This window comes from Nocardioides xinjiangensis (assembly GCF_017916455.1).
Taxonomy (GTDB): Bacteria; Actinomycetota; Actinomycetes; order Propionibacteriales; family Nocardioidaceae; genus Nocardioides; species Nocardioides xinjiangensis.
Genome location: NZ_JAFMSY010000001.1, coordinates 2,149,078 through 2,167,045 on the forward strand (window position 1 = coordinate 2,149,078; position 17,968 = coordinate 2,167,045).

Annotated in this window: 22 protein-coding genes; 11 read left to right on the plus strand and 11 right to left on the minus strand. The window is 73.5% G+C overall.

Annotation, left to right across the window (positions count from 1 at the left end; genetic code table 11):
* Positions 1–259: 259 nt before the first annotated feature.
* Positions 260–634: a PaaI family thioesterase gene (locus J3P38_RS10070; protein ID WP_210439623.1), complete on the plus strand. Its 375-nt coding sequence runs from the start codon at positions 260–262 to the stop codon at positions 632–634.
* Between the two features lie 4 nt (positions 635–638).
* Here the strand turns inward: J3P38_RS10070 and J3P38_RS10075 are convergent, their stop codons facing one another.
* Positions 639–1,304 (minus strand): PAS and ANTAR domain-containing protein, encoded by a 666-nt coding sequence (locus tag J3P38_RS10075; protein ID WP_210439624.1) that lies wholly within the window; start codon positions 1,302–1,304, stop codon positions 639–641.
* 181 nt (positions 1,305–1,485) lie between these two features.
* Here J3P38_RS10075 and J3P38_RS10080 point away from each other — a divergent pair, with 181 nt between their 5' ends.
* Both J3P38_RS10080 and J3P38_RS10085 read left to right on the plus strand, forming a co-directional pair.
* Positions 1,486–2,175, plus strand: a complete 690-nt coding sequence (locus tag J3P38_RS10080; protein WP_210439625.1) for a GAF and ANTAR domain-containing protein — start codon at positions 1,486–1,488, stop codon at positions 2,173–2,175.
* 437 nt (positions 2,176–2,612) lie between these two features.
* Positions 2,613–4,106, plus strand: coding sequence for a S8 family serine peptidase (locus tag J3P38_RS10085; protein WP_210503458.1), 1,494 nt, complete (start codon positions 2,613–2,615; stop codon positions 4,104–4,106).
* 183 nt (positions 4,107–4,289) lie between these two features.
* Here the strand turns inward: J3P38_RS10085 and J3P38_RS10090 are convergent, their stop codons facing one another.
* Together J3P38_RS10090 and J3P38_RS10095 are read right to left on the minus strand one after the other, a co-directional pair.
* Complete coding sequence (locus J3P38_RS10090) at positions 4,290–4,733, minus strand: RidA family protein (RefSeq protein ID WP_210439627.1); 444 nt, start codon at positions 4,731–4,733, stop codon at positions 4,290–4,292.
* 3 nt (positions 4,734–4,736) lie between these two features.
* Positions 4,737–5,186 (minus strand): cupin domain-containing protein, encoded by a 450-nt coding sequence (locus J3P38_RS10095; protein WP_210439628.1) that lies wholly within the window; start codon positions 5,184–5,186, stop codon positions 4,737–4,739.
* Positions 5,187–5,308: 122 nt separating this feature from the next.
* On the opposite strand from J3P38_RS10095, the gene J3P38_RS10100 reads away from it, so the two are divergent.
* From J3P38_RS10100 to J3P38_RS10115, 4 genes are all read left to right on the plus strand, one after another.
* Positions 5,309–6,025, plus strand: a complete 717-nt coding sequence (locus tag J3P38_RS10100; RefSeq protein WP_210503459.1) for a winged helix-turn-helix transcriptional regulator — start codon at positions 5,309–5,311, stop codon at positions 6,023–6,025.
* Positions 6,026–6,040: 15 nt separating this feature from the next.
* Entirely contained in the window at positions 6,041–7,651 is a 1,611-nt protein-coding gene (locus J3P38_RS10105; protein WP_210503460.1) for an amidohydrolase, read from the plus strand.
* Positions 7,652–7,787: 136 nt separating this feature from the next.
* Positions 7,788–8,342, plus strand: coding sequence for a M15 family metallopeptidase (locus J3P38_RS10110; protein WP_210503461.1), 555 nt, complete (start codon positions 7,788–7,790; stop codon positions 8,340–8,342).
* A 379-nt stretch (positions 8,343–8,721) separates the two neighbouring features.
* On the plus strand, positions 8,722–9,312 hold the full coding sequence (locus J3P38_RS10115) for a rhomboid family intramembrane serine protease (protein ID WP_210439632.1): 591 nt from the start codon (positions 8,722–8,724) through the stop codon (positions 9,310–9,312).
* A 70-nt stretch (positions 9,313–9,382) separates the two neighbouring features.
* Here the strand turns inward: J3P38_RS10115 and J3P38_RS10120 are convergent, their stop codons facing one another.
* From J3P38_RS10120 to J3P38_RS10130, 3 genes are read right to left on the minus strand one after another with little or no spacing between them, the layout of a single operon-like run.
* Positions 9,383–10,396, minus strand: a complete 1,014-nt coding sequence (locus J3P38_RS10120) for a cation transporter (protein WP_210503462.1) — start codon at positions 10,394–10,396, stop codon at positions 9,383–9,385.
* The gene (locus tag J3P38_RS10125) at positions 10,393–10,869 is read right to left on the minus strand and encodes a transporter substrate-binding domain-containing protein (RefSeq protein WP_210439634.1); all 477 of its coding nucleotides are present in this window, start codon (positions 10,867–10,869) and stop codon (positions 10,393–10,395) included. Before J3P38_RS10125 ends, J3P38_RS10120 begins: the two co-directional genes overlap by 4 nt.
* The gene (locus J3P38_RS10130) at positions 10,869–11,063 is read right to left on the minus strand and encodes a hypothetical protein (protein WP_210439635.1); all 195 of its coding nucleotides are present in this window, start codon (positions 11,061–11,063) and stop codon (positions 10,869–10,871) included. The genes J3P38_RS10125 and J3P38_RS10130 overlap by 1 nt, the downstream gene beginning before the upstream one ends.
* A gap of 541 nt (positions 11,064–11,604) precedes the next feature.
* Between J3P38_RS10130 and J3P38_RS10135 the strand changes: the two genes are divergently transcribed.
* On the plus strand, positions 11,605–12,225 hold the full coding sequence (locus tag J3P38_RS10135) for a flavodoxin family protein (RefSeq protein WP_210503464.1): 621 nt from the start codon (positions 11,605–11,607) through the stop codon (positions 12,223–12,225).
* Between the two features lie 39 nt (positions 12,226–12,264).
* On the opposite strand, the gene J3P38_RS10140 is transcribed toward J3P38_RS10135, so the two are convergent.
* Positions 12,265–12,939, minus strand: coding sequence for an HAD family hydrolase (locus J3P38_RS10140; RefSeq protein ID WP_210503466.1), 675 nt, complete (start codon positions 12,937–12,939; stop codon positions 12,265–12,267).
* Between the two features lie 127 nt (positions 12,940–13,066).
* Between J3P38_RS10140 and J3P38_RS10145 the strand changes: the two genes are divergently transcribed.
* The 3 genes from J3P38_RS10145 to J3P38_RS10155 all read left to right on the plus strand — a co-directional run bounded on the left by J3P38_RS10145 (position 13,067) and on the right by J3P38_RS10155 (position 15,548).
* Positions 13,067–13,726 (plus strand): hypothetical protein, encoded by a 660-nt coding sequence (locus J3P38_RS10145; RefSeq protein ID WP_210439638.1) that lies wholly within the window; start codon positions 13,067–13,069, stop codon positions 13,724–13,726.
* A gap of 86 nt (positions 13,727–13,812) precedes the next feature.
* Positions 13,813–14,589, plus strand: a complete 777-nt coding sequence (locus tag J3P38_RS10150) for a helix-turn-helix transcriptional regulator (protein WP_210439639.1) — start codon at positions 13,813–13,815, stop codon at positions 14,587–14,589.
* Positions 14,586–15,548 (plus strand): TIGR03557 family F420-dependent LLM class oxidoreductase, encoded by a 963-nt coding sequence (locus tag J3P38_RS10155; protein WP_210439640.1) that lies wholly within the window; start codon positions 14,586–14,588, stop codon positions 15,546–15,548. The genes J3P38_RS10150 and J3P38_RS10155 overlap by 4 nt, the downstream gene beginning before the upstream one ends.
* Positions 15,549–15,561: 13 nt before the next feature.
* Here J3P38_RS10155 and J3P38_RS10160 read toward each other — a convergent pair whose 3' ends face one another.
* From J3P38_RS10160 to J3P38_RS10175, 4 genes are all read right to left on the minus strand, one after another.
* The gene (locus J3P38_RS10160; protein ID WP_210439641.1) at positions 15,562–16,044 is read right to left on the minus strand and encodes a hypothetical protein; all 483 of its coding nucleotides are present in this window, start codon (positions 16,042–16,044) and stop codon (positions 15,562–15,564) included.
* Between the two features lie 61 nt (positions 16,045–16,105).
* The gene (locus J3P38_RS10165; protein ID WP_210439642.1) at positions 16,106–16,780 is read right to left on the minus strand and encodes a DUF6766 family protein; all 675 of its coding nucleotides are present in this window, start codon (positions 16,778–16,780) and stop codon (positions 16,106–16,108) included.
* An 82-nt stretch (positions 16,781–16,862) separates the two neighbouring features.
* Complete coding sequence (locus tag J3P38_RS10170) at positions 16,863–17,270, minus strand: hypothetical protein (RefSeq protein ID WP_246850035.1); 408 nt, start codon at positions 17,268–17,270, stop codon at positions 16,863–16,865.
* 63 nt (positions 17,271–17,333) lie between these two features.
* Complete coding sequence (locus tag J3P38_RS10175; protein WP_210439643.1) at positions 17,334–17,867, minus strand: CinA family protein; 534 nt, start codon at positions 17,865–17,867, stop codon at positions 17,334–17,336.
* Positions 17,868–17,968: the final 101 nt, after the last annotated feature.

A 17,968-nucleotide genomic window follows, 5' to 3' on the forward strand; every position in this document is an offset into this window, starting at 1 on the left:
CGGTCCGTGCCCCGGGGGCCGCGTGCCGAGGCAGGTGGCTGTGCCATCGAACCGGACTTCCGACGATCGAGGCCATGTGGTCCTCCACCACGACTTGGCGCGTCCTGTCATGGTCCGCCTCCGGGACGCGAGGAGTCCAGAGCTCCGCATGGGCGCTCGACGCTCACCCACCTGGGCGCGCGACGCCTGCGCCGGCCGGGGGCGGCACCGACATCCGCGGACTGCGGATCGTGCGACGTGCCACGGGTACCGCCGTCAGGTGACTGACACCGAGGACGGCTTCACTTCGACGATCGGCGCTGGTTCCCCCCGAGCGGCTGACGGGCGGGCCACCTTGGAGGTGCGGGCCGATGAGCGGCATCTCAATGCGGCCGGCACGATCCATGGCGGCATGCTCGCCACCCTGGTCGACGCGACGATGGGCGCAGCCATCAGAAGTGCGGTCGGGGACGAGACGCCGGCCACCAGTCAGCTCACGCTCACGTACCTCCGCCCGGGCACGCCCGGCGACCTCGTCGTGACAGCGGAGGTACGCAAGAGGGGGGACAGGCTCACCATCTGCGAGGCCGACGTCGAGCAGGACGGGAAGTCCCTCGTGCACGCGCTCGCCACCTTCGCCCTGCTGGACGGCTGACGCGTCAGGCGGACGGCGAGGCGGAGGGAGGCAGGTCGGCGTACAGGCGGTCCAACATGGTGTGGGCCGACGCGGCCCGGCGCTTGGCCGGCGTGCGGTCGCTGCTGGCGGCGGCGACGAGCACGGCCGCGATGTCTCGGATCCTGCGGTTGGTGTCGGCCGAGAAGACACGCAGCAGCGCGAAAGCCGTGTCGACGTCCACGCTGTAGAGCTGCGCCAGCACGCCCTTGGCCTGCTCGATGACGGCCCGGTGCTCCACGAAGTCGATCACCGCGGTCTCGACCTCCGCGGCCACCGCCCGCTTCTGCACCGTCGTGATGTCGACCAGGTGACCGTGCACGACGGAGGCACCGTCCTCGCGGGCGAGGTGCCCCGCCGCCACCACCACGCGGAGGTCGCCGGTCGCGGTGCGGATGCGGTGCAGGAACGAGAACGGCTCCTGTCGCCCGACGACGTCCTCGCGCGACTGCCACGCCGCCTCGCGGTCCTCGGGATGGATGTGCCGCAACACCAGCTCGGTCGTCGGCACCACGGATCCGGGCTCGAAGCCGTGGATGCGGAACATGTTGTCGGACCACCACCAGCTGTCGGTGTCCGGTCGGTAGGTGTAGCGGCCCACGAGGGCAAGGCCGGAGGCGTGCAGATCCCTGTCCGCCTCCCGCTCTCGCATGGTGTGAGTGTGTCGGAGCCGGCACGCGCGCTCAACCTGTTCCGACCTTTCCGCCGCAGCCACCACCACTTGTCGGCGTCGAGCAGAATCGGATCGTCGGGTCGCGGGGGCCGCCCGACTCCGGATGGTGCCCACGCGCGCGTCGCGCCGGGCGCCTCGCGATGGACAGACAGGAAGAACGGTGGCTGGGGAGCACACGAGCATGCGGGACTTCGCCGACCTGGCCCGGGCCTTGAGGTCGGCCACGCAGGAGGCGGACCGGCTGATGCTCGCCGTGGAGGCGGCGGTGGAGCTGGTTCCCGGCTGCTCGTGTGCGGGGCTGACGATCAACCGCGACGGCGAGTGCCGGACGCTCGCCGCCACCGCGGAGGCGCTCACGGCGGCGAACACGCTGCAGAACGAGCTCGGCGAGGGCCCGTGCTTCCCGCCCGGGCGGGAGGAGGAGACGGTCGTCTCCCAGGACCTGGTCCGCGACGAGCGCTGGCCCGTGTGGGGCCGCCGGGTCCACCAGGACCTGGGCCTGGGCTCCATGATGTCGGTCCTCGTCTTCAGTGGTCGGCACGTCTACGGCACCCTCAGCGTCTACGGCACCGGCCCCGGGACCTTCACCGCCGACGGCCTCGCCACGGTCCAGGCCCTCGCCGGGCACCTCGCGGTCTCCCTGGCCGCCGGCCGCGAGATCGACGGGCTGGGCCTGGCGCTGACCAGCCGGACGGTGATCGGGCAGGCCGAGGGCATCGTGATGGAGCGGCTCGGGGTCGACGCCGACCAGGCGCTGGCCTACCTCAAGCGGATCTCGTCGCACACCAACACCAAGCTGGTGGAGGTCGCGCTGCGCCTGGTCGAGAGCCGGGAGCTCCCCGAGGGCTAGGCGGTCACGAGCGGGGCGGCGTCCACGTCCGCGGATGCGCGCCGCCACGACGGGCTCCGCCCGGGGGAGGTGCCGCCCGCCTCCGGACGGAAGGCGGGCGGCCGGTGCCGCCGGACGGGGGAGAACGGCGGCGTGACCAGCAACCCCCTGCGGTCGGCGAGCAGGTACCCCGCAGGCCGACGGGAGATGCGGCCTCGCGCGGATTCCACCCGTAGGAAGGGGCGGAGGGGGCGGAGCGGGCGTGTGCGTCCGTGGGTGGGATCGGGCCCTGGTGGCCGGCGGGCTGCCGCCCGACGCCGGCCCACGAGACAGCGTGCCCGTGTCCCTCCCATCGTCCGGGAGATGCGCCGGTGCAAACCCGGGACACGACACGACGGTAACCACCGGACGGGCGCGTCGTTGGGACTGTCAACAACTCGCCACGGAGGCTCACCCCCATGCTTCGACCCACCCGGCGTCTCGCGTCGCTCCTCGCCGTCCTCACGACCAGTGCTGCCGCGTTCGTCGCGCCGGTGTCCGCCACTGCGAGCCCTGAGCTCGCCTTGACCGCCCCGTCGGTGCCCACCGACGCGGCAGGGCGCGGGAAGGTCATCGTGGCCTTCCAGGACGGCGTGGTCCCGACAGGCACGCTCGGCGTGCTGCGGGACCTCGGCGTGCACCGGGCGATCGAGCTGCCGACGATCGGAGCCGTGGCGGTGACGGCGGACCTCCCGGTCGTCGACGCCCTCGGCACCCTCCCGGGCGTCATCGCGGTGGAGCCGCAGCGCCAGCTGGTGTCCCACCTCTACGCCTCGAAGCAGCAGATCAACGCGCTCGGCGTCGACCAGCCCTCGACGTACACCACCCGCGTCGGCGGCAAGCGGGTCACCGCGACCCGTCCGGGCGTGTCCGGTGAGGGCGTGACCGTGGCCGTGCTCGACTCCGGCATCTTCGCCGCTCACCCGGACTTCGGTGACCGGGTGGTCAAGGGCCTGAACTTCTCCTACGCCGAGGCCGCCCAGCAGGTGGGCTTCTCGGCCGCTCAGTGGGACGCGTACGCCGAGTCGACAGGCGCGCTGGCGCTCCAGGACGAGATCGGCCACGGCACCCACGTCGCCAGCACGGTGGGTGGCGACGGCAGCCTGTCCGCGTCGCAGGGCGGCCCGGACCTCGCGGGCGTGGCCCCGGGCGTCTCCCTGATCTCCATGCGGGTGGCGACGCCGGGCTTCGGCATCGCCGACGACCTGGACTGGGAGGAGGCCGCGCTCGCGGCGTTCGACTGGACGATCCGGCACCACGAGCAGTACGGCATCGACATCACCCAGAACTCGTGGGGCCTGCTCCCCACCGAGCCCAACTGCCTCGGCCTCGACTGCGGTGAGCCCACGGACTTCGACGCGATGTCGCAGATGATCGGGTCGGTCGTGGACAGCGGTGTGCACGTCGTCTTCTCGGCCGGCAACAACGGCCCCGAGGCGGGCACGATCGGCGGGTACCACGACCCGGCCAACGGTGCTGTCCTCGTGGGCGCGGCCTGCAAGTCCGTGGACTCCCAGTGCGCGGCGGGGGAGCAGATCACCGACTTCTCCAGCCGAGGTGCGGCCGACGGCACCGGCCCGCAGGTCGACGTCGTGGCGCCCGGCGACGCGATCATGGCCGCGCTGTCGCCGTCCGTGCTCGCCCCGCTGACCGAGTGCGCGGAGACCCAACAGCCCGGCTACTTCTGCATCTCCGGCACGTCGATGTCGTCGCCTCACGTCTCCGGCGTCCTGGCGCTGATGCTCCAGGCGAACCCGAGGGCGACGCCGGCCCAGGCGAAGCAGTGCCTGCTCTCCACGGCGGTCGACATGATGACCCCCGGCTTCGACATCCACTCCGGGCTCGGGATGGTCGACACCAAGGCCGCGCTGACCTGCGTCCACTCGCTCACGTTGACCAAGAAGTCCCGCTGACCGGGTGACGGCGGCCGCCCGCCCCGTCGGGCTGGGCGAGCGGCCGCCGGATCAGGCGTCGGTCGCCACGCCCTCGAGCACACCGCGCGTCGGTGCCCCTCGGCCAGGACGTGGAGTTCTCCATCGGTCGGGAGGAGCCTCCCTCGACCTCGCGGCGCGGCTGCGGCCTGCCTGGTCGCTCGGTCAGAGGTCGTCGACCTGGACGATCGCCTCGATCTCGACCGCGAAGCCGAGGGGGAGTGCGGCCACCCCGACAGCAGAGCGTGCCGGCCTGCCGCGCTCACCGAACACCCGCACGAGGAGATCGGTGGCGCCGTTCGCGACGAGGTGCTGCTCGGTGAAGGCGGGCGTCGAGCTCACGAAGACGACCACCTTGACGAACCGCTCGACCCGTCCGAGGTCGCCGAGCTCGTCCTGGACGGTCGCGAGCAGGCCGAGCATCACGGCCTCGGCAGCACGCGCACCCTGCTCGGTCGTGAGGCTCGCGCCGAGGCGACCGGTGTGGATCGGCCTCCTGTCCTCGAACGCGCCGTGTCCGGAGAGGAACACCAGCCCGCCCGCGTGCACGGCCATGCTGTAGGTGCCGACGGCGCGCGCCGGCGGCGGAAGCGTGAGCTCGAGGTTCATGGCCTACACCGGAACCGAGTCGTAGCGGCTCGAGACCGCAGCACGCACGGCTGGGTCCCGGATCGCGTCACCCGACAGGCTCGCCAGCTCCACGAACATCTCCTCGAGGCCGCCGGGAACCATCAGCAGCAGGAACCTGCCGCCGCCGCGCGCGGCCTCGAAGACGTGAGCGGTTCGCCGCGGGACCAGCACGTACGAGCCGGGCGTCGCCTCGATGCGCTCGTCTCCGACGCTGAACGTGAAGAGGCCGTCGAGGACGTAGAAGGACTCCTCGAAGCCGCGGTGCAGGTGCGGCACCGTCCACGGTCCCGCGGCGGTGCCGGACATCTCGGCCACGGTGAACGCGGAGCCGGTGGTCTCGCCGCTCGCGATGAAACGCATGGACGCGACGCCGAGGTCGATCGTCCTTCCCTGCCCCGGCCGAACCGCGTAGGCCTCGCTCGGGATCGTCATCTCCACCACCACTTCCGTCGTCGTGTGTCTGGCCCGCCGCCCCAGCGTCGTCCCGTGCGGTGACAGCAGCAAGATCAGAATGTGAAGTTGCCGCGCGCGACCCGCGGGGGCACTCTGGACGGGTGGGTGACTACGGTCAGTTCTGCCCCATAGCGAGGAGCTCTGAGCTGCTGGCTGAGCGATGGACGCCCATCATCATCCGCAACCTGCTCAACGGCTGCCGGACGTTCAGCGAGATCCGTCAGGGAGCTCCCGCCATCTCGACGGCGCTGCTCACGCAGCGCCTCCACACGCTCGAACGCCACGGCGTCCTGGTGCGCACGACGAACGGGTCCGGCCGAGGCGCTACGTACGAGCTCACCGAGATGGGCCGCGACCTTGAGACGGTCTGCGACGCCATGGGCCGCTGGGGTGCGAGATGGCTCGAGCTGGAACCGCGGCACCTCGACCCGGCCTACGTCCTGTGGGCGACCACCAAGCTGGTCGACGTGGAGCAGATCCCCCCGGGCACGACGGCCGTCCGGTTCTCCCTGCGCGACCAGCCCTCCGACAACTACTGGATCCTCCTGCGGCGCCCGCAACCCGAGCTGTGCACCCGCGGCGCCGGGTACGACGAGGACCTGGTGGTGCGGACCGACTCTATGACCTTTGTGGACCTGCACCTCAGGCACACGTCCTACCGGGAGGCGCTCAGGACGGGCCGGCTCGAGCTGGAGGGGCCCGTGGCGCTCACGCGTCGGTTCTCCTCATGGTTCCGGGCCAGCCCCTTCGCCGCGGCGGAGCCGGCGGAGCGGGCCGGTGCCCACGTCATGGGCGTGCTGGCCAGCGACCCGCGCTGACGCCACGATGAGCGCATGGCCGACCTCCTCCTCACCCATGCCCGCGTCTTCGACGGTCACCGCTACCTCGGCGGTGTAGGCGACGTGCTGGTGCGCGACGGCCGGGTCGTCTCGGTCGGCGGCGCCGAGCGCACGCCCGGCGCCGAGGTGGTCGACTGCGGCGGGGCGCTCCTCCTGCCGGGCTTCGTCGACGCGCACGTGCACCCGGTCCAGGGCGGGCTCGAGCGGCTGACGTGCGACCTCAGCGAGGTCGCCGCCGAGCCGGCGGCGTACCTCGGCCACGTCGCGGCGTACGCCGCCTCCCGCCCGGACCTCGACTGGGTCCAGGGCGGCGGCTGGGCGATGGCCGCCTTCCCGGGCGGGCTGCCGACCGCCGCCGCCCTCGACACGGTGCTGCCCGACCGGCCCGCCGCGCTGGTCAACCGCGACCACCACGGGATGTGGCTCAACAGCCGGGCGCTGCGGGTCGCCGGCATCACCCGCGACACCCCCGACCCGGCCGACGGCCGCATCGAGCGCGACGCAGCGGGGGAGCCGACCGGCGTGCTGCACGAGGGCGCGATGGGACTGGTGCTGGCGGTGCTGCCCGTCGCGGACGCCGACGCACTGCACGCGGGCCTGCTCGAGGGCCAGCGCCACCTGCACTCGCTCGGCGTCACCGGCTGGCAGGACGCGATCGTCGGGGCCTACGCCGGCATGCAGGACACCGGTCCGGCGTACCTCCGCGCCGCGCGGTCGGGGGAGCTGACCGGCTCCGTCGTCGGGGCGCTGTGGTGGGAGCGGGAGCGCGGGCTCGAGCAGGTGGCGGAGCTGGTGGAGAGGCGGGAGGCGTGCTCCCACGGGCGCTTCGCCGCGACGTCGGTCAAGATCATGCAGGACGGGGTCGCCGAGAACGGGACGGCGGCGCTCGTCGAGCCGTACCTCGACCGCTGCGGGCACCCCACCGCCAACGCGGGCATGTCGTTCGTCGACCCGGCGTCGTTGCGCAGCATCGTGTCGGCCCTCGACGAGGTGGGCTTCCAGGTCCACGTCCACGGTCTCGGCGACCGGGCGGTGCGCGAGGCGCTCGACGCGCTGGAGGGCACCGAGCCGCTGCACCGGCACCACGTCGCCCACCTGCAGCTGGTGCACCCCGACGACGTGCCGCGCTTCGCCGAGCACCGGGTCGCCGCGAACATCCAGGCGCTCTGGGCCTGCTACGACGAGCAGATGGTCGACCTAACGATCCCGTTCCTCGGCCCCTCCCGGGCGGCGCGGCAGTACCCGTTCGGCGACCTCCACCGCGCCGGCGCCCGCCTCGTCGCCGGCAGCGACTGGCCGGTCAGCACGCCGAACCCGCTCGAGGCGATCCACGTCGCCGTGCACCGCACGGCGTACGGCGATCCCGGCCGCGCGGGCACCGAGCCGTTCCTGCCCGACCAGGCGCTCCCCCTCGAGGTCGCGCTCGCCGCCTACACCTCCGGGTCGGCGTGGGTGTGCCACCGCGACGACGCCGGCCTGGTGCAGCCCGGTGCCGTCGCCGACCTGGTGCTGCTCGACCGCGACCCGTTCGACGCGCCGGACGAGGTCGGCGCGGCGCGGGTGGAGCGGGTGTGGATCGGCGGCGAGGCGGTCGTGGGCGGCTGAACCCGAGTCCGCTGCGCGCGTGCCAGGGCGCTCGGCGCGCGTCGTCCGGTGGGTGGAGACGGCCGGGACCCGGGGCGGGCGGGTCGGCACCTGGGAGGGAGGCCCCGGACCTCCCCTGCTCCCTAGCGTCGCCGGCATGTACGAGATCGGGACGCGCCTCCTCATCGGCGTCATGCTGGCCTCCTTAGGCCTCGCCGTCTTCGCCTGCGACGTCCCGGGCGGCGGTGACGGCATCCTTCGTCCGGCCGCCCAGCGGACCGTCGCGGAGGTGGCCGCGCGCGAGCTCGGCGAGGGGCTGCACGACAGCGCCGCACTGGACCGCCTCGACCCCGACCTGGTCGCGGCCGTGCTCGCAGCGGCAGAGGACGCCGCTGCCGACGGCCTCGACCTCCGGGTGACCAGCGGCTGGCGCAGCCGGGCGCACCAGGAGCGATTGTTCGAAGAGGCGCTGGCGACGTACGGCAGCGCGGAGGAGGCCCGCCGCTGGGTGGCCTCGCCCGACTCCTCGGCCCACGTCACGGGCGACGCCGTGGACATCGGTCCGACCGACGGTGCGCTGTGGCTGGGCGAGCACGGCTCGGCGTACGGCCTGTGCCAGACCTTCGCCAACGAGATCTGGCACTTCGAGCTGCTCACCACGCCGGGCGGGGTGTGCCCCGAGATGCTCGCCGACGGCAGCGCCGAGCGCTAGGGGGGTGGGGGGGTCCCCAGAGCGCGGGCGTCTGCGCGGGCTGGGGCGCCTGCGTCATACGAACCGGCACGTATAGGTGCGGTTCGGGATGACGTACGCCGGCTTCTCCGGGGGCCGGGACGCCTGCGTCATGCGAACCGGCACCTATACGTGCGGCTTCGTATGACGTACGCCGGCGCCGCCGCCGGGCTGGGCGGTTGCGTCATGCGAACCGGCACCTACACGTGCGGCTCCGTATGACGTACGCCGGTGCCGCCGTCGGGCTGGGCGGTTGCGTCATGCGAACCGGCACCTATAGGTGCGGCTCCGTATGACGTACGCCCGCGCCGACGCCCCGACATCGGCACGCCGTTTCACGACGGCTGTCACCATGAGCGACATGCCGACGACCGCGAGGGAGCCCGCCTGGAAGGGCGCCGCGCTGCTCACCGGCGGCTTCGTCGTCGTGCTCTGGGTGCTGGAGATCTTCGACGCCGCGACAGGCCACCCGCTCGACGCGTACGGCGTGCAGCCCCGCAGCGAGGACGGCCTGGTCGGCATCGCGCTCGCGCCGACCCTGCACTTCGGGTTCGACCACCTGGTGAGCAACACCGTCCCGGTGCTCGTGCTCGGCTTCCTGGCGCTCGCCACCGGCGTCGCCCGCGGGCTCGCCGCCACCGCGATCATCTGGGTCGTGGGCGGGCTCGGCGTCTGGGTGTTCGCGCAGCCCGGCAGCAACCACGCCGGTGCGTCGGTGCTGATCTTCGGGTGGATCGTCTACCTGGTCGTGCGAGGCTTCCTCAACCGCCACCCCAGCGAGATCCTCATCGGGGTCGCGGTGTTCCTGCTCTACAGCGGTGCGCTGCTCGGCGTGCTGCCCGGCCAGCCGGGCGTCTCGTGGCAGGGGCACCTCTTCGGCGCGATCGGCGGCTTCCTCGCCGCGCGGCTGCTGACCACGCGGCGCGGCCGTGAGGCGAGCCTCTCGTACTGACCGGTGACGAGCGCCGGACGCCGCCGGACGCCGCCGGGACTCGGCGCGGGCGCAACCCGGACGCCGACCGCTAGCGCGCGCCCTCCGCGCGGGGGTCCGGGATGGTGTCCGGCAGGTCGCGCACCGGCATCACGACGACGTCGTGCAGCTTCCAGTCGAGGTCGCGCAGCAGGTCGACGGCCTCCTCGAGCTGGTCGAGCGTCGGCGCCTGCCCCTCGGCCGGCCGCACGAAGGCCTCGACGTGGAACACGTGCCCCTGGTCGCGGACCCGGCTCCGGCTGTCGACGACCCACGGCAGGCGCCGCAGCGCCTCGTCGACGTCCTGCGTGAGCGGGTGCGGGTGCTCGTCGTCGTACGTCCGCGCGCGCTCGTCCATCAGCGCGGTGGACGCGTGGCGGAGGTTCGACCAGCCGTCCCGGACGATCGACAGCGAGATGAGCAGGGCCGCCGTCGAGTCCGCCCACCACCAGCCGACGCCGATGCCGAGCACGCCGGCGATGGTGCCGGCCGCGGTCATCCAGTCCGCCTTCTGCATGTCGGCGTCGGCGTAGAGCACCTTGTCGTGCAGCTCCTCGGCGAGCGGCAGCTTCAACTGGGCCAGGACGAACGGCCCGATGCCCGTGTAGACCATCGCCGCGACCATCAGCCACCCCGACCAGAACGTCTGGCCGAGCAGGTGCACGGTGCCGATCGGCGGGTGCTCGGCGCGCAGCAGGCCCATCGCGGAGTCCTCGATGAGCAGCAGCCCGACGGCGAGGAGCGCGACGGCTGCGGTGAGGTGACCGATGCCGGTGGCCCGGTGGTAGCCGTAGGGGTGGTCGGCGGACGGACGCCGGCGACCCACGCGCACGGCGACGAGGAAGGCGAGCGGCGGGATCAGCGCGAGCGAGTCCTCGATCCAGGCCGTCTTCATCGCCTGGGAGCCGCCCGCCGTCGCGAACACCACCGCGACGCACGTGGTCATGTAGAGGAACGTCACCACCTCGAGCCGCTCGGCACGCCTGAGGGCCGCGGCCTGTCGCGGCGGGAGCTCGGTGTGGCCGAAGCGGTGCCGCGATCCGGTCTGCTCGCCGGGGCCGCTCACGCGCCACCGCCGTGGACGTCGAGCCAGCGCTCGAGCTGCGACTGCAGGGCGTTCTCCCCCATCGGCACCATCATCACGTGGGCCTCCGTCGTCCCCGAGACGACGACCTCGGTGTAGGCGCGGGTGAGGCCGACCTTGTCGACCCAGGCGTTGTCCTCGGTGAAGCCGCCGACCGCCAGGTCGAGCTTCCCGTCCTCGAAGAGGCGCACGAGCTCCTCCTCGCCCGCCACCGTCCACTCCACCTCGGCGCCGAGATCGTCGGCGAACGCCGCCACGAGGCGGGGCTCGCGTCCCCCGGGCTGGCCGTCACCCGTCTCGACCCACCCCGGTCGCGGTGACGCGCCGACCCGCAGCACGCCCTCGGCGCGGATCCGGTCGAGCGTGCCGTCGGGATCGGTCGGGATGGACAGCCCGCACCCCGCGAGCAGGAGCGCCGCTCCCGTGAGCAGCGCGGCCCGCCGCGTCGCGGGCATCACTCCGCCTGCTCGTCCGTCCGGTCGTCGGCGTCGGACGTGGCGTCGCCGGTCGGCGTGCCGGTGCCCGAGTCGCCGCCCGCATCGGTGTCGGCGGCGTCGTCGGGCTGCGGGGCGGCGTTGACCGGGTCGGTGTCCACGTGCGTCTGCGGGTCGCTCCAGGGCGTCTGCGACTGGTCGTCGGAGGTGGTCATCGGCTCTCCTCGTGAGGCGGGACGGCAGGACGCACCGTACTCCGGTGGGCTCCGGCGCGGGCGGAGCGCGAAGGCGGTCGGCGGGGCGGTGCATGCATCCACCGTCGCGGGGTACAGGTGCTTCACCGCGGTCGTCCGCCACGACCACGGCGCTTCGGCCGCGAGACCCGCCGGACCTCACCTCCCGTACGCCGTGCGAGGTGCTTCCGGCGGGTTTCGTCCGTCCAGGCGCTGCCAGCCGTTCGCCCGCCCGAGCGGTGCGTGGGGCAGGTTCTGGGGGCCGGAAAGGTGTCTCACACACCGCCGCCCGCCGCCCGCCCGAGCGGTGCGTGGGGCAGGTTCTGCGGGCCGGAAAGGTGTCTCACGCACCGCCGCCCGCCCGCCGCCCGCGCGGGCGGTGCGTGGGGCAGGTTCTGGGGGCCGGAAAGGTGTCTCACACACCGCCGCCCGCCCGCCGCCCGCCCGAGCCCCAAGTCGCTGCCCGAACCCCGCACGCCGGCCGCGCTCGTATGGACACCCCGCCACCGGGTACCAGCACGGCATGACAGCACCCGCGCCGGACCTCACCTGCCTCGTGCTCACCTGCACCCTCAAGCCGGCGCCGACGGCGTCCAGCTCGGAGCTGCTGGGCCAGCAGGTCCTCGACGCCTTCGCCGCGCTCGGCGTCAGCGGCTCGATGGAGCGCGTCATCGACCACCGGGTCGCCTACGGCGTCAGCACCGACGAGGGCAACGGCGACGGCTGGCCCGCGCTGCGGCGCAAGGTCCTCGAAGCCGACGTCCTGGTGCTGGTCACGCCGATCTGGATGGGCCAGCCCGCCTCGGTGTGCAAGGTGGTGCTCGAGCGCCTCGACGCGGAGCTGGGTGAGACCGACGACGAGGGGCGGCCGCTGATGTTCGGCAAGGTCGCCGGTGTCGGCGTCGTGGGCAACGAGGACGGCGCGCACCACGTCTCGGCGGAGCTCTACCAGGCGCTCGACGACGTGGGCTTCACCATCCCCGCCCAGGCCGTGACCTACTGGGTGGGGGAGGCCATGCAGGCGGTCGACTACCAGGACCTCGACGCCACGCCCGAGAAGACGGCCAGCACGACGCAGGTGCTGGCGCGCAACGCGACCCACCTGGCGCGGCTGCTCAAGGCCTCGCCCTACCCCGCCGACTGACGCACACCGGCGGCCGCCGGCCAGGGCGGCCGTCGTCGCTCAGGGCAGGCGCAGCAGCCCGCCCCCGAGCTGGTCGAGCAGGTCGCGCGGACCGTCGTAGACGGCGTACGCGCCCGCCGACCTGAGCCGGTCGGCGTTGATCCCGCCGCTGCGGAACCCGATGCTCGCCGCCCCGGCGGCCTGCGCCGACACGGCGTCCCAGGTGGCGTCACCGATGACGACCGCGTCGCCTCCGCCCGCCTTCTCGACCGCCGCCAGCACCATGTCGGGCGCGGGCTTCGTGGCGGCGTCGTCGGAGCCCGTCACGACCGCGGTGAGGTGGCGGCGTACGTCGAGCAGGTCGAGCATCTCCTCCACGAGGCCGGTCTCCGACGAGCTGGCGAGCACCAGCCGGTGCCCGTGACCGGCGAGCGCCTCCACCAGCTCGGACGCGCCGTCGAGGGCGCAGACCGTGCGGAGGGCGGCCCGGAAGTACTTGTCGTGCAGCTCCCGCACGTCGTCGCCGACCGCCGACTCCGCGGCGTCACCGGCGACGTGCGCGACGAGCCGGTCACCGCCCATGCCGATGGCCTCGTGGATGCGCACCGTGGGGACGTGCAGCCCGACGTCGTGCAGCGCGGTGTGCCAGGCCACGACGTGCTCGTAGACCGAGTCGACCAGGGTGCCGTCGAGGTCGAGCACGACGACGGGGGGACTGGGCTGGTCCGCTGCCATCCGCGGACGTACCCCGGAGCGCTGCGCGGCATGCGCCGTCGGCGGTCGCCCGGGCGGGTGTGGTGTGGTCCGGCGGGCTGGAGCACGATCGACGAGCAGGTACCCGCCGGATGCCGAGGAGGAGGTCGTGGAGCTGCTGCCGCAGAGTCGGGAAGCCCTGGACGAGTACGTCACGCCGTCTGTCGACGACGTCGAAGGGCTGCTGCGGGTCATCGAGGGCTGGGCGGTGCGCGCGGTGCCGGACTGCGTCGCGCTGAGCGTCACGCTGCTCGACGAGGACATCACCTTCACGCTCGTGGACCGGGCGGCGACCGCCCCCGCGGACGCCGCCGGCGACGCGCCCGCCTCCGACGAGCAGCACGAGGAGGAGTACGCCCTCGACGAGCATGGCTGGGCCGAGATGGCCCGCGAGCGCGCCTTCTCCGGCATCGCCAGCACGGTGTCACTGCCGGTGGTGGAGCACGGCCGCGCCGTGCTGAACATCGACCTCTACGCCTCCACCGCGTACGCCTTCCACGACCGGATCGACGGGCTGGTCGAGGCGCTCGGTGCGTGGCAGGCCGGCGCCGTGACCAACGCCGACCTCGGCTTCGACACGCTCCGTCGCGCCGAGATGGCCCCGGAGCGCCTGCGCGAGCAGCGTCTCGTCGACGTCGCGGTCGGGCTGCTCGCCGCGCGGATGGCGCTGACCACCGAGGACGCCGCGGTCCGGCTGCGCGAGGCGGCGGAGCGCGCCGGCGTGGCCGAGAGCCAGGCGGCGTGCGTCGCGAGGGTGCTGCTGGCCTGACGCGCGCCGCGCCCGCCCCGACCGCCGGCTGGTCCATCGCACGGATCGGGCCTGTATGCAACCCGCCCTTCGGGGTACATCAGGCCATGGACCGACCTACTGCCCCCGGCACCCGTCGCCACGTCAAGGTGGCGTTGATGGAGGAGAGCGAGCTCGTCGTGCACGGCCTCCGCGCCATGCTCGAGCCGCACTCCGCGTTGATCTCCGTGGTGCCGCACCGGCCCGACGGTCCCGCGCCGCTGTGCGACCTCACGCTCTACGACCCCCAGCGGCGCGCAGCGGGCACCCGACCGGCTCCGCAGCGGTTCCCCACGCGCATGGTCGCGTTCGGCTGGGACTGCAGCCCGCAGGCGGTCTCGACCGAGATGTCGCGCGGCGCCGCCGGCTTCGTCAGCAAGTGGCTTCCCGGCCGCCGCCTGGTGTGGGACCTGCTCCAGATCGCCGACGGCCGCGTCATCGTCGACGACTGGACCGGCCAGGCCGAGGCGCAGCGCGCGCCGGCCGAGAAGTGGCCCCTCACGCAGCGCGAGACCGAGGTCCTGTCGATGATCGCGGCGGGCAAGGCCAACCGCGAGATCGCGGAGGAGACCAACCTCAGCATCAACTCGGTGAAGTCCTACATCCGCGGCGCCTACTCGAAGATCGAGGTGTCCTCGCGCTCGCAGGCGGTGCTGTGGGCCATCCAGCACGGACTGCTGCTGTCGGGCGAGGCCGAGACCGCCTCCCCGCGTGCCGCCGCCCCGCGCATCGCCGCGCCCAGGGCCGCGGGTCCGCGCGTCGCCGCCCAGCGGGTCGCGACTCCTCCGGTCGCCGCCCCGCGCGTGGCTGCCCAGCGGGTGGCCGCGCAGACCGCCCGCTCGTGACCCGCTTCGGTTACTTCCTCTCCTGCGAGGAGTACGCGCCGGAGCAGCTGCTCGAGCAGGCACGCCTCGCCGAGCGGGCCGGCTTCGACAGCCTGTGGATCAGTGACCACTACCACCCGTGGAACAACGCGCAGGGGCAGTCGCCGTTCGTCTGGTCGATGATCGGGGCGGTCGCGCAGGTGTGCGACCTGCCCGTCACGACGGCGGTGACGTGCCCGACCGTGCGCGTCCACCCGGCCGTCGTCGCGCAGGCGGCGGCGACGTCGGCGGTGCTCCTCGGCGAGGGCCGCTTCACCCTCGGCGTGGGCACCGGCGAGGCGCTGAACGAGCACGTGCTGGGCGATGCCTGGCCCCGCACCGAGAAGCGGCTGGAGATGCTGGAGGAGGCGGTCGAGGTCATCCGCCGGCTCTGGACCGGCGAGGTGGTCTCGCACGAGGGCCGGCACTACACCGTCGACACGGCGCGGATCTACACGCTGCCCGACGTGCCGCCGCCGATCTACATGAGCGCGTTCGGCCCCAAGGCGCTCGACGTGGCCTGCCGCATCGCCGACGGCTTCATCACCACCCAGCCCGACGCCGAGTCGGTGCGGACGTTCCGGGCGGCGAAGGGTGCCGACGCCCCGGCCCATGCCGGCTTCAAGGTCGCGTGGGGGCCCACCCGCGACGAGGCGATCGACGCGGCGTACGAGCTGTGGCCGAACTCCGGCGTGCCCGGTGAGCTCAGCCAGGTGCTGCCGAGCCCGCAGCACTTCGAGCAGGCCAGCGAGCTGGTGACCCGCGAGGCGTTCGCCGAGCAGGGCGCGTTCGGCCCCGACGCCGCCGAGCACGTCGAGGCCTTCGCGCCGTTCGTCGAGGCCGGCTTCGACGAGGTGTACGTCGCCAACATGGGCCCCCACTACGCCGACATGCTCGCGGCCTACGGCTCCGACGTGCTGCCGGAGCTCCGCGGCCGCTAGCCGCCCGCCCTCGTCACTCGAACTCGGGGTCGCCCTCGACGTCTCCCGGCCGGGCCTCGTGCCCCTCGCGCCCGCGGGTGCGGCGCAGCTCCTTCATCTCCGCCTCGAACACGTGGCGCTGGCCGTTCATCAGCTCGTCGAGCGCACGCTGGTGCAGGCCTTTGGTGCGGGCGTAGAAGCCGTCGTCGAAGGCGTCGACCATCTGGAAGGACCACATGCCGGGCAGCGGGTTCTGGCCCAGCACGTCGCGGTCCATCGCGTCGGCGATGTCGACGTGCCCCGCCTCGCGGACCAGCGCCTCGGCCTCCTCCAGCGTGCTCTCGGCGCTGCCCATCAGGCGGTGGAAGGCGTAGAGGTGGCCACGCGCGTCCTCGACGTGGTCGAGGGCGGCGGACAGCTTGCCCACCGCCTCGACGGTGGCGTCGGTGACGCCCTCGGGTCGGCGGCGCTCGGGCGCGGGGTGGTCGGGGATCGCGTCGGACGTGTGGTCGGGCATGGTGCGAGGCTCACAGGTGCCGGTCGGGTGCCGCCACCCACCAAGGGGTCAGTTGTCGCGCTCAGCCCTCGACGCCGGTGGACCCGTGCGGCTGGCCGACCGGCTTGCTCTGCGAGGACCCGCGCTGGCGCAGGTAGATCGTGAGCACGGCCATCGCGCCGACCGCGAGGAACTCGCTCTGCCAGTTCTGCAGGGTGCGCGCCCAGAAGTCGGCGTTGCGCAGGTAGGACGTCCACGACAGCGGGTCCTGGAGCTGCTGGAGGCGCTGCTCGTTGAAGGCGGCCCACCCCGCCACGGACTGGACGAGCCAGGACGCGAGGAAGATCGCGCCCATCACCATGGCCAGCGAGGAGGAGTAGACCCGGGTCCGCCAGCCTCCGGTCCTCGCCCACGCGGGGGAGTCGGCGACGGCGTGGGCGCCGATCTTCTGGTCCTCGTCGGACTCCCGGCCGGCCTTGTCGAGCTCCTTGGACTCCGGGGAGCCCTTCTGCAGCAGCCAGACGGTGGCCATCAGGTAGAGCCAGAACTGGAGGAACTCGCTCTGCCAGTTCTCCGCGACGTCGACGGCGAAGTCGGAGGAGGTCACGTAGCCGGTCCAGGTGAGCGGGTCGAGGTGCTCGGCCACCTGGAGGGCGTTGAGCTGGTGCCACCCGGCGACGGACTGCCCGGCCAGGCTCAGCACGAAGAGCGCCCCGAAGAACAGGCTCAGCGAGTTGTGGCGCAGGAACGTGCGCATCAGGCGTGCCTCAGGGCGAGGAGGAGCAGTAGGGCCAGGCCGACGCAGATCACGGCCAGGTAGGCGACGAAGACCACCCGCATCACGGCACCGCCACGCTGCAGTCGTACGGCCGCCCGGCGACGGGGGTGCAGGCGGCCCCGACCACCAGCCAGCGCCCGTCGAAGCGGGACAGGAACACCGTGTCGGCCCCGAGGCGCACCTGCGCCATCGAGTCGTACACCTCCACGTGCGCCGCGCCCGAGCCGCTGCCGAGGTCCTCCTGCAGCACCGCCCGCTCGCAGGGCCGGCCCGACTGCTGCTCGAGCTCGTCGCGTGCCGCCGGGGCGAGCAGGGCGCACGCCGCCGACCCGTCGCCGGTGTCGACGGCCCGGAGCAGCTGCTGCGCGGCGGACCGTGCCGGGGCGTCCTGCGACCCGGCGCAGGCGGCGAGCAGCAGCGCGCCGGCGCCTGTGAGCGCCAGCCGGGCGCCGACGGTCGTCCGGGTCATGCACGAGGAGTACCACCCCGCCGCCGCCGTCCGGCGGTGCGACGCGCGGCGGGGCGCATCGGCTCACCCGGCCGGGCGGTCCTCCGTCGCCGACCCAGCGCCGTCCTGGGTCACGGCCGCCAGCTCGCTCGCCAGCTCGTCCAGCGCGCGCCGGGTGGCGGCCACGACGACCTCGGACGGGTCCCCCTCCAGCCGCACGTGCAGCGACCGCGTGCCGTCCGGGCCGGCCAGCGCCAGGTGCACGGTCCCGGGCGGGCGGTCCTCCTGGGGCCCGGGACCGCCGACGCCGGTGATCCCCAGCCCCACGTCGGCCATCAGCAGCCGGCGCACCCCCTCGGCCATCTCCCGGGCGCAGCTGTCGGTCACCACCGGCCCGCGCGTCACGCCCAGCACGTCGAACTTCACCTCCTCGTCGTAGGCGACGACGGCACCTCGGTACCACTCCGAGGCGGCCTCGCCCCGACCGAGGAAGGCGGAGATCCGGCCGGCGGTCAGCGACTCCGCGGCGGCGACCCTCAGGCCACGCGACTGGGCGAGCTCTGCCACCCGCTCGGCGCGCTCCTCGTCGGTGCTCGGTGCCGGGTGCTCGTCTGGCATGTGGGGGTCCTTCCGCTCGGCGACCGGCTGTGCTCGGCCGTGGGTGCGCAGTCGTTCCCACCGGTGCGTGCGCCCATGCGCCGACGTATGCCCCGCAGGTG